Origin of the sequence: Cypionkella psychrotolerans (assembly GCF_001294535.1) — a bacterium.
In the GTDB taxonomy this organism is placed as follows: domain Bacteria; phylum Pseudomonadota; class Alphaproteobacteria; order Rhodobacterales; family Rhodobacteraceae; genus Cypionkella; species Cypionkella psychrotolerans.
Genome location: NZ_LGIC01000008.1, coordinates 1 through 15,315, shown reverse-complemented (window position 1 = coordinate 15,315; position 15,315 = coordinate 1). Strand labels below are relative to the sequence as shown.

The 15,315-nt window shown below is 59.4% G+C and carries 14 protein-coding genes and 2 pseudogenes; 4 read left to right on the top strand and 12 right to left on the bottom strand.

The features are described 5' to 3' along the window. The 3 genes from AKV04_RS02700 to AKV04_RS02690 form a co-directional block, all read left to right on the top strand. Window positions 1-272 (top strand): ATP-binding protein (locus AKV04_RS02700; RefSeq protein WP_162232820.1); only part of this gene is annotated, 272 nt, incomplete at its 5' end. 172 nt (window positions 273-444) lie between these two features. Then, complete coding sequence (locus AKV04_RS02695; protein WP_202905551.1) at window positions 445-588, top strand: hypothetical protein; 144 nt, start codon at window positions 445-447, stop codon at window positions 586-588. Further along, window positions 578-1,438, top strand: a complete 861-nt coding sequence (locus AKV04_RS02690; protein ID WP_054004956.1) for a sigma-70 family RNA polymerase sigma factor — start codon at window positions 578-580, stop codon at window positions 1,436-1,438. The genes AKV04_RS02695 and AKV04_RS02690 overlap by 11 nt, the downstream gene beginning before the upstream one ends. Here AKV04_RS02690 and AKV04_RS02685 read toward each other — a convergent pair. Both AKV04_RS02685 and AKV04_RS02680 read right to left on the bottom strand, forming a co-directional pair. Then, window positions 1,425-2,057: a glutathione binding-like protein gene (locus AKV04_RS02685; protein WP_054004955.1), complete on the bottom strand. Its 633-nt coding sequence runs from the start codon at window positions 2,055-2,057 to the stop codon at window positions 1,425-1,427. The two genes, AKV04_RS02690 and AKV04_RS02685, sit on opposite strands and share 14 nt — an antisense overlap. Then, entirely contained in the window at window positions 2,054-2,809 is a 756-nt protein-coding gene (locus AKV04_RS02680; protein WP_054004954.1) for an SDR family oxidoreductase, read from the bottom strand. Before AKV04_RS02680 ends, AKV04_RS02685 begins: the two co-directional genes overlap by 4 nt. A 353-nt stretch (window positions 2,810-3,162) precedes the next feature. Between AKV04_RS02680 and AKV04_RS02675 the strand changes: the two genes are divergently transcribed. Continuing rightward, window positions 3,163-4,548, top strand: a complete 1,386-nt coding sequence (locus AKV04_RS02675) for an amidase (protein WP_054004953.1) — start codon at window positions 3,163-3,165, stop codon at window positions 4,546-4,548. 507 nt (window positions 4,549-5,055) lie between these two features. Here AKV04_RS02675 and AKV04_RS02670 read toward each other — a convergent pair. From AKV04_RS02670 to AKV04_RS25295, 10 genes and pseudogenes are all read right to left on the bottom strand, one after another. Continuing rightward, the gene (locus AKV04_RS02670; RefSeq protein WP_054004952.1) at window positions 5,056-5,733 is read right to left on the bottom strand and encodes a type 1 glutamine amidotransferase domain-containing protein; all 678 of its coding nucleotides are present in this window, start codon (window positions 5,731-5,733) and stop codon (window positions 5,056-5,058) included. A gap of 19 nt (window positions 5,734-5,752) precedes the next feature. Beyond that, entirely contained in the window at window positions 5,753-6,787 is a 1,035-nt protein-coding gene (locus AKV04_RS02665) for an NADP-dependent oxidoreductase (RefSeq protein WP_054004951.1), read from the bottom strand. A gap of 25 nt (window positions 6,788-6,812) precedes the next feature. Next, window positions 6,813-7,253: a hypothetical protein gene (locus AKV04_RS02660; RefSeq protein ID WP_054004950.1), complete on the bottom strand. Its 441-nt coding sequence runs from the start codon at window positions 7,251-7,253 to the stop codon at window positions 6,813-6,815. Next, a complete protein-coding gene (locus AKV04_RS02655; RefSeq protein WP_054004949.1) occupies window positions 7,246-7,731 on the bottom strand; it encodes a phosphoribosyltransferase in 486 nt (161 codons plus the stop codon). Before AKV04_RS02655 ends, AKV04_RS02660 begins: the two co-directional genes overlap by 8 nt. 45 nt (window positions 7,732-7,776) lie before the next feature. Continuing rightward, window positions 7,777-8,103: pseudogene (locus tag AKV04_RS25300) on the bottom strand (integrase core domain-containing protein); the annotation flags it as partial. Window positions 8,104-8,250: 147 nt separating this feature from the next. Then, a complete protein-coding gene (locus tag AKV04_RS02645) occupies window positions 8,251-8,850 on the bottom strand; it encodes a 2'-5' RNA ligase family protein (RefSeq protein ID WP_054004947.1) in 600 nt (199 codons plus the stop codon). Between the two features lie 93 nt (window positions 8,851-8,943). Continuing rightward, window positions 8,944-12,228, bottom strand: a complete 3,285-nt coding sequence (locus AKV04_RS02640) for an error-prone DNA polymerase (protein WP_054004946.1) — start codon at window positions 12,226-12,228, stop codon at window positions 8,944-8,946. Continuing rightward, a complete protein-coding gene (locus tag AKV04_RS02635; RefSeq protein WP_054004945.1) occupies window positions 12,228-13,772 on the bottom strand; it encodes a DUF6504 family protein in 1,545 nt (514 codons plus the stop codon). The genes AKV04_RS02640 and AKV04_RS02635 overlap by 1 nt, the downstream gene beginning before the upstream one ends. Continuing rightward, window positions 13,672-14,289, bottom strand: a complete 618-nt coding sequence (locus AKV04_RS02630) for an ImuA family protein (RefSeq protein ID WP_235815518.1) — start codon at window positions 14,287-14,289, stop codon at window positions 13,672-13,674. Before AKV04_RS02630 ends, AKV04_RS02635 begins: the two co-directional genes overlap by 101 nt. A gap of 246 nt (window positions 14,290-14,535) precedes the next feature. Continuing rightward, window positions 14,536-15,315, bottom strand: a pseudogene (locus AKV04_RS25295) (integrase core domain-containing protein); the annotation flags it as partial.

Genomic DNA, 15,315 nt, shown 5'->3' with positions numbered 1-15,315 from the left:
GCCACAAACTGCTGATCATCGACGAACTGGGCTTTGTGCCGCTCAGCAAAACTGGCGCCGAACTGCTGTTTGAACTGATCTCGCAACGCTATGAGCGGGGTGCCACGTTGATCACCAGCAACCTGCCCTTCGACGAATGGACCGAAACCTTCGGGTCTGAGCGACTGACAGGCGCACTTCTCGACCGGCTGACCCACCACGTGAACATCCTCGAGATGAACGGTGAAAGCTATCGCCTCGGCCAGAGCAAAGCCCGCCAAGACAAGGCTTAACCCAATACCAACATCGTAAGCAGTTGGCCCTCACGGGCCAAAGCATCCGGGCAACCGCCAGCTCTGTGACAAGCGCGGCCGCCCAGATGCTAGCGCACGCCTATGCGGCAATCTTGATAACCCCAAAGTGGCAACATTTTGCGCTGCCCTTTGGTCCACTTTTACTCTGCCGTTGACAAAGGATGCGTTCGCCGAGGATGAGCGCGCTTGGCTGTCCCTGGCGATTGGTGCTATCAATGTCTGGAACCGGGTGCAGGTCGGCTTTCGGGCAGCGCATCCGACCGACCTGCTGGGCGCAAAAGCCCATGCCGCCTGATCGCGGCACCGAAATCTTTCAGGCGCAGCGGCCCCGGCTGCTGCGCTTGGCATATCGTATGCTTGGCTCGCGCCACGATGCCGAGGATGTGGTGCAAGAGGCCTGGTTGCGCTGGCAGCGCAGCGATCAGGCGGTGGTGCAGGAACCGGCGGCCTGGCTCACGCGGATCGTGTCGCGCCTGTGTCTTGACCAGATGAAATCAGCCCGCTCCAGACGCGAGACCTATCCGGGCACCTGGCTGCCCGAGCCGCTTATTGAGTCCGAGGACGATGCCCTGCGCCCTGACAATCTGACGCTGACCCTGATGATGGCGCTCGAACGCCTGTCACCTTTGGAACGCGCAGCCTTCCTGCTGCATGACGTCTTCGGTCAAAGCATGGAGGAGGTGGCGGCCACGATTGATCGCAGCCCCGCCGCCACACGTCAGTTGGCATCGCGCGCCCGAGCGCATGTGCAGATTGACCGCCCGCGCTATGACATGCCTCGGGACGCCGCAGAGACCTTGGCCCGCGCATTTTTCGCGGCTTGCAAGTCCGGCGCCGCTGCGGCGCTTGGCGCGATGCTTGCCGAAGGGGCCAGTTTCCACGCCGATGGCGGTGGCAAGGTCACATCCTATCCAAACGTGATCTCGGGGGTGGAAAATCTGATCCGGCTGTTTCAGGGCTGGTCACGCAAGTTCGGCGCGAAGATGGAGCTGGTGGAGCCGGTGATCATTGACGGATTGCCCGGATTTGTCAGCCGTATTGACGGCCAACCACAGACCACCGCCCTCCAGATCGAAGCAGGCCGCATCACGGCGATCTACATCACCCGAAACCCCGACAAGCTGGACGGCGTTATTCGGCATTGACCCGGCCGGGGCATGAGACCCGGCCGGGCAGTGGCTTAAATAGGCCTTCCGTCGCCATTGCCCGCTGCACAGCAGGACGCGCGCGCACCCGGTCGCGCAGGTCAGCCATTGCGTCCGGCACCTCGACCTTGAAACGCTCAGCCCAAAGCAGCATGACGAACAGATAGCTATCGGCGACCGACAGCCTGTCACCGAACAGATAGTCGCCCTGCATCGTCCCGGCCATCAAGGCCAACAACCCCGTCACCGTCACCGCCGCCCGTGCGCGATCCCGGTCTGTGCCCCCATGCCACATCGACTTGAAGGCACGATGGATCTCGGTCGAGATGAAGGCCAAGGCCTCCAGTTGTCGGCTCCGGCCCATCGGTCCTTGCGGGGCAAGGGCCGGAAAGCTCTCTGACAGCCAATCCAGCACCGCGATGTTCTCAGTCAAGATCTGCCCATCCGCCAGCACCAGCGCCGGGACATAACCCTTGGCGCAGATTTGATGGAAGTCCTGCCCCGTCTCGGTTAACTTGCTGCGCATGTCGACCCGTACGAGGTCGAAGGCCACGCCCACTTCGTGCAGCGCGATATGGTCGGCCAGACTGCAGGCCAGCGGGGCGCAGTAGAGCCTCACAACCGGAACTCGCCACGGGCAAGGTAGGTATCAAAGCTGGTGGGCGCCAGCCGCGCCATGCCCTCCGGCACCAGATCGCTGTCCTGCAGCACGACTCCGAAATAGCCCGCTTGCGGATCGGTCACCACGCGGCGCGCGTCACCGGCCGCGGCAAGAACCTTGCCAACGAAATCCGCCATCGGCGCGCGGTCAGGGCCGGCAATCTCGACCAAGGCGTTGACTGGCGCGGCCTCAGCCACATCGGCCACAGCTGCTGCGACATCATCCGACAAGATTGGCTGCAAAGATGCAGGCGACAGATGCACCTCGTCGCCCACTGTGGCTGAACGCGCAATCGCGCCGATGAACTCCATGAACTGCGTCGAATGAATGATGGTATAGGGTAAGCCCGCGGCGCGGATCAGATCCTCCTGCGCCTGCTTGGCGCGGAAATAGCCGCTGCCCTGCAGTTTTGCCGTGCCAACCACCGACAGTGCGATATGGTGACGAACGCCGGCCACCTTGCCTGCCGCCAGCAGGTTCCGCCCTGCCTTCTGGAAGAAATCCATCGCCGGGCCGTCTTCGAACGACGGCGAGTTGGCAAGATCAATCACCACCTCCGTACCGACCAGCGCCTCGGCCAATCCTGCACCTGTGTAGGTATCCACCCCAGTCGAAGGCGCAACCCCCGAGACGTCATGCCCGCGGGCCTTCAACACCGCCACCGTCTTGGAACCGATCAACCCGGTCCCGCCAATTACCACGATCTTCATTTTGCACTCCTGTTGCTTGTACAGCGATGACGAGGTGATGCGGCGGGATGTGACATCGTGGGTGAAGAAAGTTCCGCCTGTATAGCGAAAGTTCGAAGGCTGGGGTGCTATTCAGCATCAACGGTTGTTCTTGAGAGCCCTTTCAGCATAAATTAAGGCCGACGGGCCGCTTTAGGCCGTGACCAACAGCAACACGATTGCCCTAAGTGCTGCATCTTCGTCGTTATATCGCGCTGGCCTCATGTACTACCGAATTTGCCAGTTTTTGCCGATTGTCGCGATCAGATTGGACTGTCATCCTGCCCTTGCCGGGCCGACATCTGAGCAGCGGCTGGCCTTAGTGGAAAGATCATATGACTGCGCTTTGGAAATTGACTGCAAGCGAACTGGCGCCTCTCATTGCCGAGCGGCAGATTTCCGTCAAGGAAGCTGTGGCTTCGGTACTGGAACGGATCGAGGCCGTGAACCCCGCCCTGAACAGCATTGTGCAGCGGATGGATGAGCAGGCTCTTGCAGCGGCAGAAGCCGCAGACATCGGTCTGGCCCGTGGTGAGGTTCCGGGTCCACTGACTGGCATCGCGGTGACGATCAAGGTGAATGTCGACCAGACTGGCTTTGCCACCACGAACGGTTTGCGCACCCAAGCCGGGCTGATGGCAGAGGTCGACAGTCCCGTGGTGGCCAACCTGCGCAAAGCCGGAGCGATTGTCGTGGGTCGCACGAACACCCCCGCCTTTTCGCTGCGATGGTTCACCCGCAACAGCCTGCACGGCGCGACGACAAACCCGCGCGACGATACCCTGACGCCGGGGGGATCGTCCGGCGGGGCCGGGGCTGCGGTCGCGTCGGGCATGGGGGCGATCAGCCATGGCACCGACATTGCCGGGTCGATCCGATATCCGGCCTATGCCTGCGGCGTGCATGGCCTGCGCCCGTCGCTAGGACGTGTTCCCAGTTTCAACGCGACCGCCGGAGATCGGCTGATCGGCGGACAGTTGATGGCGGTGTCAGGACCGTTGGCACGCTCCATCCCAGATCTGCGACTTGCATTGGCTGCAATGGCTGCTCGGGACATGCGCGATCCTTGGTGGCAGCCGATGCCGCTGCGGGGTGCCGATATGTCGCGCAAGGTCGCCTATGTCGAGGCGCCCGATGGCATGGAGGTGGCCCAGCCGGTCCGCGATGCACTGCGTGCTGCTGCAGCCAAACTCAGCGACGCGGGGTATCAGGTTGAAGATGTGACCCCGCCGCCCTTGCGCGAGGCGCGCGACATGCAGTTGCGCCTGTGGATGGCCGAGTTCAGACAGGACGGCACAGCCGCGTTGCGCGCCGAAAACGATCTGGATGCAAATTTCGTCTATGCACAGATGACCCGCCATTGCCCCGAGATTGATCTGCCCGACCTGATGGCCACATTGAAAGCGCGTGCGCGCCTCACCCGGCTGTGGCGGACCTTTCTGGCGGAATGGCCGCTGGTGCTGTGCCCCGTTTCAGGTGAGTTGCCGTTCCTCAATCACCAGGATGTCGCCTCGCCCGCCGCGTTCGATGCGGTGCTGGAGGCGCAGCTTACGATGATCGCCATTCCATTCATGGGCTTGCCGGGCCTGACTGTTGCCGCTGGTTCCGTGGGGTCAAAGCCGGTCGGGGTGCAGCTTGTGGCCGATCAGTTTCGCGAAGACCTACTGCTGGCGGCTGGCGAGACGCTAGCCCCGGAACCCGTTGGACTGGCGATGGCCTAACGAAAGCGAAGCGTGCACCGATGCACTCGTCTGGGTTAAAGCTGGTCTCGGATGAGAAATTGCTTGTCCCTGATCAATCACTTTGTATGACCTTTGGTTGCATCTATTTACAAAGGCGGCTGCGGGGACAATGTGCATCCGGGATGCCGAGGCGTCAAAAGCGCGCAAAGGACCGGCTGCGTCGATGTGGCTTTGAGTTGAGCGATGGGCGGAAAGCGATCTGATGCGCTGCGGCGTAGCGGTCAAAGCCAGACAGGAAAAGCGGAGGTTAGCTCCAGCCGTAGCCGCTGAACGAACACAGCTACGCCACGGCCTTAAGCGCTGGCTTGCGTCACCTGGACTGCCTTTCCTTGTTCTTTACAAGTGATCTGGGGCTTGATGTTCGTCCGATACATTTACGCAAGCGCATCGGACTTTGTGCTTGTTTTTAACGAGCTAGGCTAGTTTTGGGTGGGTCATTCGCGACGCAACCGAGGTGCGCCGCAATTGTTTCGTCAGATTGGTCGCTTACGCCAGCAATGCCAAGATAGCCTTCGCCGCTTCCGCAGAGGAGGCTGGGTTTTGTCCCGTCACGAGCTTGCCGTCACGCAAAACAAAGCTAGCCCAATCAGCGCCCTTCTCGTAGTTGCCGCCATTTGCTTTCAACATATCTTCCACCAGGAACGGCACGATTTTCGTCAAGCCAACGGCCTCTTCTTCCGTATTTGTGAACCCAGTGACGCGGCGGCCAGAGACCAACGGTTTGCCATTCGCGGCAAGCGTATGCCGGAACACTGCAGGCGCGTGACAGACCGCGCCAACTGGGCGGTCCGCTGCGGCGAAGGCCTCAATCAGGCGCTTGCTGTCTTTGTCTTCGGCCAGATCCCAAAGAGGGCCGTGACCACCCGGATAGAAGATCGCGTCAAAACCAACTTCCGTGACATCAGCGAGCTTCTGCGTTGCCGCCAGATGAGTTTGTGCCTCTGCGTCGGCCTTGAAGCGGCGGGTGTCGTCGGTTTGCGCATCATCGGCATCGCTTGCCGGATCTAGCGGCGGCTGCCCACCTTTCGGCGATGCCAGAGTTATCTCGGCACCTGCGTCTTTAAAAACGTAGTAAGGGGCGGCAAATTCTTCCAGCCAGAAGCCGGTTTTCTTGCCAGTGCCGCCCAGTTGGTCATGCGACGTCAGCACCATTAGAATTTTCATGTGATGTCCTTTCAGGTCTTCAGTTTTTACCAACGCGGATCACGCGCTTGCCGAAATTCTCGCCCTTCAGAAGGCCAATAAAAGCCTTGGGGGCATTTTCGAGACCATCAATGATCTCTTCACGATATTTGATTTTCCCACTCTCGATCCAAGCGCTCATTTCCTTGGCAAACTCTGGGTAGAGATGGCCGAAATCGTCGAAAATGATAAAGCCTTGCACCTTTATTTTCTTGCGCAGAATCTGGCCCATCAGCCAGTTCATACGATCAGGACCTGCGGGCAAATCGGTGGCATTATACTGCGAAACCAGCCCGCAAACGGGCATCCGCGCATTGGGGTTGAGCAGCGGAATAACCGCATCCAGGACTTTGCCGCCGACATTCTCGAAATAGACATCAATGCCCTCGCTACAGGCAGCCTTCAGCTGCTCGGCAAAATCTGGGGCTTTGTGGTCGATACAATGGTCAAACCCAAGCTCGCTTACAGCGTAGGCACATTTTTCTGCGCCCCCTGCAACGCCGACAACCCGGCAACCGAGTAATTTTCCGATCTGTCCCACAGTGGCACCAACCGGACCGGTTGCCGCTGCGACAACAATGGTTTCACCAGCTTTGGGTGCGCCAATCTGCGTCAACCCTGCCCAAGCGGTAAACCCCGGCATTCCCATGATCCCCAGCGCCCAAGACGGGTGCTGAGGGGATTGCCCCAGATTGGTCACGCCTTGGCCGTCTGACACCGCATAATCCTGCCAGCCATTAAAGCTCAGCACCCAGTCTCCCGGTTTGAAACCTTGGATCTGCGAGGTGACAACGCGCGCAACCGTTCCGCCAACCATGACGCCGCCGACTTCCACTGGCGCAGCGTAGGATGGTGCATCGCTCATCCGCCCACGCATGTAGGGGTCAAGCGAGAGGAATTCGGTGCGCAGAAGCATTTGATGCGCGCCAGCCAAAGGCAACTCAGCCTCGATCAAACGCAGCGTCTTTTCAGTCGGCTCACCCTTGGGGCGCTCGGCCAGAACAATCTGACGATGCTTCGTTTCGGTCTGTGTCATCTTTGGTCTTCCTTTAATTCCCAGCTTAGACGCTTAGGGCTTTCATATAATGATCGAGCCGTTGCCCTTGAAGCGCGGCGGGGTCACGAGACGCAAACGCATCAGCGGCGATTTGGTTTCTTCTGCAGCGAAGGCAAAAGCGTCGTGCCCGAGTTTGGGAAAGGTTTCGCATGCCGCTGCAGACCCGCAGCTTGGAGCGCATCTTTAAGAAGACAGCAACCGATGAGGGTTCGCTCGACGCGGCAACCTGACCGCAACGATAGAGGTGTTGATCTGACTTGGTGAGTGCCGACTGCCAGTCGTCTTTGTTGACCTTTTCGCCGATTATTGCGGCAATTGCCTCAAAGACATCCGGTTCCGTCAGCGATGATTGGATACGGCCGATGTTCTTCTTCACAGCGCTTGGGCCAACGCCTTTGAGCTCAAGCAGTGCAAGGAGGTGTCGTGTAAGCTCTGTGTCAGCCATTGGCGAGATTCCCCATCCATCCGCAACCAGTTCCATTATAGTCGGGAGGGACGCAATTGTAGAACGGCGCGCCGTCGCGTTTCCGGTATTTAATCCGCGTGGGCTTGCCGCATCTTGGGCAGGTATTCTCGATCGGCACTTCCTCGGTAAGATAGAACAGCGCTACGAACAGCACGTTCCGTACCCCTGCGTCCAGTAGCATTTCGATATGCGACATCGTCGTTGCGCCGGTCGTGTACTGGTCGTCAACGATAACGACATTTTTGTCTCGCAACTCTACCTGGCTGGTCAGGCTGACGAAGCGCTTAATGAACTCCATGCGGCCGGCACGTTTCTTTTCCTGGCGGATGCTTCCAGTGACATTCGGCGACCATGTGAACAACTCCTCCTTTGGAAGTCCGACATCCAACGCATGAAGCAGTGTGGCCATCTTGCGTGGAGGTTTCGTCGTCGCCTTGTCTGCAACGCAGGTAATCATGTCCGGGGTAATCCCCCCATTTCTAACGGGGTGCACTCGTAGAACTTATGCGGCCATTTTCAGTTTCTGGGCGGGTGTGATGCCGCCGATGCCCCGTTGCCCGGCAATGGTTTGCTTGCAAACCATGAAAGGGATGTTCGGGCGGTCGTTGTTGTAAGTCCAGAGCTATTGGGTGGCGTGGTCTTGGGCTTCCTCGATGGTTTCGATGATGTATTGGTCGAGCCATTCATGCCGGACGGTGCGGTTGTAGCGCTCGATGGAGGCGTTGTGTTGCGGCTGGCCGGGTTGGATGTGCTGAATGGTGATGCCCCGTTTCTCGGCCCATATCATAAGCTTGCCACTGATGTATTCCGGGCCGTTGTCGACCCTTAGCGCGCACATCTCTGGCCCGGATTTGTGTCGAGGCGGTTTGCGGTGCGCGTCTATGGCCGTTGCGTTGATTTTCGGGGACAGGCACTTGATGCAAAAAGCGGCATCTCAGTTGTTTTGAGCCGCGGTGGCACTTGATCCGGCGGTCATTCAGAAATCAAAACTAGGTTGTTGTCTGTCGCGCGGTAGCGGCCACTGCCCAAGCGATACATGGCGGCCTTGACCGTGAAGGCTGCCGATCAATGTGATTTCGCTAATCGTCCAAACGATTGGTTTGGTGAGGTGCCTTTCGCCAGAGAAGCCGGGGCCATAGGCGAGCGTCACATGTGGATTAACTTTCTGGGATCGAGAAGCGGTAATGCCCAGCGCGCGGAGTGCGGCATGCAACTCGGCTGCGATCTCTTGGGGCTTATTGCTTGCGCCATCCGTCGCGACCACGAGCGGGGGTTTTTCCGGCTGCCCATTGAATGTCATCAGCCGGTCAAAACACAGGGTGAATGGCGCCGTCCGCACTCTGGTGGCTGCTTGGCTGGCGCGCTGAACGAGGATGGGATCAAGATCATCCATCTCGGCAATCCCGTAGAGGGAGAGGTGGAGCGTGTGGTGGCGAAAAAGCGCATCCGTGCCGAAAGATTGCCATGCGCTTGCCATCTGGGCATGGATTTCAGCAGGCGGAATTGCTGCGAAGAACAATGCATGCGTTTTCCGGGCTGTTTGCTCGGGTTGTTTGGCTGCGATGTGATCCGGCATTTTATGCGCTTTTCGAATGAGTTGAGGTGAAGGCAGGTGGGATATTAGGCAATTCCGCGTTCTGGGGATATTGGCTACAGAAGAACGGCTTGGTCAGTGAAAATCCCTTGAACCGGGGATAATCCGTGCATTCCTCGGGTGGCGGTGTGTCGGGGCTGGGATCGGGTTTTTCACCTCGTCTGCGCGCGACAGCTGGGGGACAAGGCTGCGGTCCGACAGACGCAAAAGAACTTCGCTGCGATCGCGCAGACTTTCGACGACGATGTGAGTCACGCCAGAGACCGGATCGCGTTGCAATCGGCCCGTCACCTGCATCAGACGGGCGGTCATGATCACTTTGCGAAAAGCTTCCATCACCTTGGGCCAGACAACCAGATTGGCGACACCGGTTTCATCCTCAACCGTGATGAAGCAGACGCCCTTGGCGCTGCCGGGACGTTGGCGCACCAGCACCAAACCTGCCAGTTGCACCCGGCCTCCGTTGGGCCTGCGGGGCAGATCAGCCGCACAGACAAAGCCTTGCTGCATCATGCTGGTGCGCAGAAAGGCCATTGGATGCGCTTTCAGGGACAGGCGCAGCGTCTGGTAATCGGCCACAACATGTTCGCACAGCGGCATTTGCGGTAGGCTGGTCAAAGCCTCTGGTCCTTCATCCTGTCCGGGTTGAAACAATGGCAGATTGGGCGCGTCGCGCAGTGCCTTCGCCTCCCACAACGCAGCGCGGCGATCGAGCCCAATGGACCGGAAGGCATCTGCGGCGGCAAGGCTGCGGATGGTGCGGCCATTCAGGCCTGCGCGCGCAGCGAGATCGGACAGGCTGTCAAAGGGTGCACTGCGCACCTGCAACAAAAGTTCTGCCGCATTGCGGGTCACGCCGTCAATTTGGCATAGGCCCAAGCGCAGTGCGAAACGGTTGCCCGACGGCTCCAGCGTATTGTCCCATTCGCTGAAATTCACATCTGCGTCGCGCAACTCGACCCCGTGTTCGCGGGCATCGCGCACAATTTGGGCCGGGGCATAGAACCCCATGGGCTGGGAGTTCAGTAGCGCACACGCAAAGACGGCCGGATGATGGCATTTCAGCCAAGACGAGACATAGACCAACAGAGCGAAGCTGACGGCGTGGCTTTCGGGAAAGCCGTAGTCGCCGAAACCCTTGATCTGATTAAAACAGCGCTGAGCGAAGTCGGGATCATAGCCGCGATTTACCATTTTGCTGACCATCTTGTCTTGCAAATCCCCAATGGTGCCGCGTGAGCGGAAGGTCGCCATGGCGCGGCGTAATTCATTGGCCTCGGCCGAGTTGAATTTCGCCGCATCCATCGCGATCTTCATCGCCTGTTCCTGAAAGATAGGCACGCCAAGCGTTCGCCTGAGGATGTTTTCCAACTCATCCTGCGGGTGCTCCGGCCCCGGTTTGGGATAGATCGCAGGCTCGGCGCCGCTGCGGCGGCGCAGATAGGGATGCACCATATCGCCCTGAATAGGCCCCGGTCGGACGATAGCGACCTCAATCACCAGATCGTAAAACTCGCACGGCCTTAGCCTTGGCAGCATGTTCATCTGCGCGCGGCTTTCTACCTGAAATACGCCAATGCTATCGCCGCGGCACAGCATGTCATAGGTGTCTGTGTCGTTCGGCTCGATAGTGGCCAGGGTCTTTTCGATGCCGTAATGCGCTTTCAACAGTTCAAAGCATTTACGAATGCACGTCAGCATACCAAGCGCGAGCACATCAATCTTCAAGATGCCAAGTTCGTCGATATCGTCTTTGTCCCATTCGATGAAGCTGCGCTTGGGCATAGCGGCATTGCCGATGGGCACGGTTTCGAACAACAGGTCTTCAGTCAGGATGAACCCGCCAACATGCTGGGAAAGATGACGGGGCATGCCGATCATCTGCTCGGCAAGACGCAGCGTCCGCGACATAAGGGGGTCGGTCAGATCTACCCCAGCCTCGGTCGAGTTCGCCTCGCCCATGCTGGTGCCCCAACTGCCCCAGACAGTTTTCGCCAAAGCCGCCGTCACATCTTCTGACAAGCCCATTGCCTTGCCGACATCGCGGATGGCAGAGCGTGGGCGATAATGAATAACGGTGGCACAAAGGCCGGCGTGGTGGCGTCCGTATTTGTCATAGATGTGCTGGATCACCTCTTCCCGCCGCTCATGCTCGAAATCTACGTCGATGTCCGGGGGCTCATCACGGTCAATGCTGATGAAGCGCTCGAACAGCAATTCCTGTTCGGCTGGATCGACCGATGTAATGCCCAGCACAAAACAAACCGCCGAATTGGCAGCCGAACCCCTGCCTTGGCACAGAATACCCTGCTCGCGTGCCCAAAGGACAATTTCGTGGACGGTCAGAAAATACTGGGGGATGTTTTTGAGTTCGATAATACCCAGTTCTTTCAGCAAAGTGGCGTGAACCTTATCGGGTATTCCGCTGGGGTAGCGATGGGCGACCCCCTTCCATGTCAGTTTTTCCAGTTGGCTTTGCGGCGTTTCGCCGGGCGGAAGATTCTTCTTCGGATAGGTATATTTCAGTTGCCGCAGATCGAAGGTGCAGGCATCAGCGACTTGTCGTGTGGCATGGATGGCGTGGGGCCAGTCGGCGAACAGACGCGCCATTTCAGCGGGCGATTTGAGATGCCGTTCGGCATTGGCGTCGAGCAGGAAGCCTGCCTTGTGGATGTTGGTTTTCTCGCGGATGCAGGTCATGACATCCTGCAAGGGGCGGCGGTCGGGCGCATGGTAATGCACGTCATTGGTGGCGAGGATCGACAAGCCATGTGACTTTGCCAGCCGGTCCAACCGGTTGATCCGTGCGCGGTCGTCACCCCGGTAAAGGTAGCTGACAGCAATATGTCGCAGGGTTGGCAGGCGATGCACCAACGCGGGTAGGCGGCGGGCCAGCGTCGCGTCGGGCAAAGCGATCAGTTGAACACCCTCAGCATGGGCTGCAAGATCGCCAAGCGAGATGTCACAAGCACCCTTGGTCTGCCACCGCCCCTCTGCATCATGCCGCTTGCCTTTGGTCAGAAGGCTGCAAAGGCGACCATAGGCGGGTCGGTCGCTTGGGTAGGCCAAAAACTCCTCCCCAGTGATCAGACGCAAACGGCAGCCAATAACAGGGCGCAGACTGGCCTTGCGGGCCGCGGCATGCATGCGCACCACACCTGCCATCGTGTTCAGATCGGCCACACCCAGCGCATCATAGCCAAGGGCATGGGCCATGGCAGCGAGTTCGCTGGCATCTGACGCGCCGTGCAAAAAGGAATAGGGCGTGGTCACGCCAAGCTCGACATAATGGCTGCGCGGATTGGGCGGGAAGTCCCCGATCAGCGTCTTGCGGATGCGGCGATTGTCACTGTCGGGCATCAGGCAAATATCCCGTGCAAGAACCAGCGGGGGGAGCCGCCACGGCCATCATCATGCAGCCCCTCGCGGTAAATCCACAGTCGCTGGCCGGTCTCATCCTCGATCCTGAAATAATCCCGCAGACGGGTGCCGGCACGGTCTTGCCACCACTCTGGTGCAATCCGCTCTGGGCCTTGATAGCGCGCCACACGGTAGCTGCGCCGCCGCCACTGAAATTGTGCGGGCGGGCCTTCCGGCACGGCATAAAGCACTTGAATTTCCTCGGGGTGATCCAGCAGGCGTTGCGGGCGCTCGGCCCGGATCAATGCGTTGATTGTGGCGCGGTCTGGCTGCGGATCCAGCGGAGCCGCCCGGATTTCGGCGCGCTCTGGGATATGGCTTGCGACAGGCTGAAGCTGTGTCAGCGCATTGCGGCCAAACCGCACCGTCAGCCGGTCGACCAGATGCGCAAGTTCCAGCCCGGTATCGGTGCTGCCCGCCAGATCAACCTGCTGGGTGCCCAGAGCTTCGGTGATCAGGGCTTCCAGCGAGATCAGATCAAATCCGTAGCCGGGGTCAATCTTCTCCAGCCGATCACGAAACAGGAAAGCCAGATGGGCAGGATCGCGACTGGGTGAGGCACAGGCGGCCTCGATGTAGCTGACAGTGCCGTCAGTGCGGTAAACTGTCAGTCGCAGCCGCCTTGCCGCCCGATGCACCTTGGCGAATTGATCGCACAGCGCCGTGCAAAGGTCAGGCAGGTGATTGGTGGGGTCAAGAATTGGTTCGGGCAGCCGGACATCAGCGCGAAAGTCGGGTGGTGCGTCGGGCGGTGAAACCGGTTCGGGCAAGTGCCCGGTCATCTGATCCAGCCGGATCAACGGGTTCTGCGATGGGGCGGCACGCGAAAACCGGCGTGCCAATGACAGGCGCGGCAGGTTGGCGAGATGGCCGATTGTACGCAAGCCAAGACGGTTCAGCAGCAGCACGGTTTCGCCATCCAGCCGCAGGGCTGCCACCGACAGCGGCGTGGGATCGACACAGATTGCCCGCACCGGTCCGAACCGCGCCTGCGCCCATGCCGCGCCCCAGGTTGGAGCAAGCGCCAGTTGGGCCGAAAACCCCAAGCCCGAAAGACTGGCCTCCATCTCTGCCAGCATTGCGGTCTCACCACCCCAGATATGATCCGAGCCGGTGGTGTCCAAGATCAGGCCGTGATTGCTTCCCACCACCGCCCAATCATCGGCAACCGTCCAAGGGCACCAGCGCCGTGCCCAAAGTGCAAGGCGACCCAATGCGGCCCGGTCACCTTCTGGATCGGCAAAATCCACATGCAGATTGGGGCAAAATGCGCGCATATCCGCCATCCGCGCATCGATTGTCACGCCGGCCAAATGTGCGGCGCGGTTGAGAGCGTGAACCACCGGCCCGTGGGTTCCCTCGGCTGCCAAGACCTGCGGCAGATCATCTGGCAGAGCGTTGCCCAAGCGTGCCTGTGCCTTCTGCCAGCGTTCTATCGGGAAGTTCGGCAACCAGATTGAGACGATCCGCCGCCCCGCCTTCATGACGTATTATCCATGTGCCTGGCCTCCTGTCGCGTGATCGGAACAATTCGACCCGCCAACACGGATCGCCGGGAGCGCGTGCATCATCTGGATTTGTGGCAGAAGGCAGCGTTGTAATCCGCCAGCGATCCCGCGCCGCACTAAGATCGGCGGTGGCTGCCTGTCGGATCAACCAGCATGGGACGGCAGTTGCCTCCGCCCGCAGGGCCAGCCGCCTCATCGCTGTGAAGTTCAGCGCCGCGTGATCACCGCGAATTTCGACAATCACCGCCGCCAGCGCTCGGCAGCGCAGCCCCTCCTCGGCCGCAATCATCACGTCGGCAGGCCGCGAAAGCTGCATCAATATCAGCGGCCCCAAGTCAGCCAGATCCGGCAGAAAGGGCCGCCCGGTTTCGCGCTGCGCCAGACGATCCTGAACCCAAAGTACCGCCCCGCTGCCACAGCCAAGCTGAGCTATAACAAATCCTGCTGCTGCTGCCTCTGCCCCGCTCGCAGCAAAAACCTCGGACAGAGTCACCTCTAATCGCCTTGCACGCGGAGCTGATGGCAGTGGTCGTATCATCGTAAGTGCAGGTATCCAAAATATGGCACACGGAATCACATCTATTTGTTCCGCTTTTGTTCTGGTAATCTTTTTCTACAAACCTGACAAGACGGACCAGCATCGCCTCAGGAAAATGGCTTAAACGTTCGGCTGCACGACAGAACAAAATTTAACTATTTTAATGTATTATGCAGTATATATGGTATAATTTCTGCGCTCCTAAGTATTCAGTCCCGGCATCCGGTGGATCGGGTTTAGGATGAATCGATCTGGCTCTGATGTCCAGATTTTGCAGATGTATGCGTAGGGCCTGAGGCCGTTCAGCGTCTTGTGCTGTCGGGCGAAGTTGTAGGCTGCCAGGAAGTCGGCGAGATGTATCCGCAACTGGTCGTGGCTGTCGTAGTGGAAGCGCTTGATCGTCGCGTCCTTGATCGTGCGGTTCGGTTGGCTGACAGCTGTTTGCCGTCAAACACCGAGAAGCATTCGCTCGACTTGGCCGTTCGTCCATGGGTGGTTGGGTTTCGTCAGCCTGTGTTCAATCCCGTTGGCCTCTCAGATCATGTCGAAGCGCATTGGCCGGGAGTAGATCGTATTGCGGTTCCGGGGTTGCTCGGCGAACGGGATGCCCCTCGCCATTGGGCTTGAACCCGTGGCGCTTCCAATGGCTCGATCGGGGAGAATGGTATGAACCTGATAGGGCACGACTTCGAGCATGTGTTGCACGAACTCCCAGACGGTGCGTCTGTCAGCCGTTGCAACGCGTTGCGCGACGGCGAACTTGGCTGTCCGGTCGATGCCGACGAAGAGCGAGAGCTTGCCTTCAGCGGTCTGCATCTCAGCGATGTCCCCTCTCGTGGTTTGCAGACAAACCACGAGAGGGCAGCGGATGTGGAAGAACCCGCCTCCCGGCGATGCAAGCATCGCCGGGAGGCCAATGGATCGGGCAGCGCTTGAACTTCTGGCGTTTGGGGTTCTCGCCCTCGACATCAGGCAGGCGGG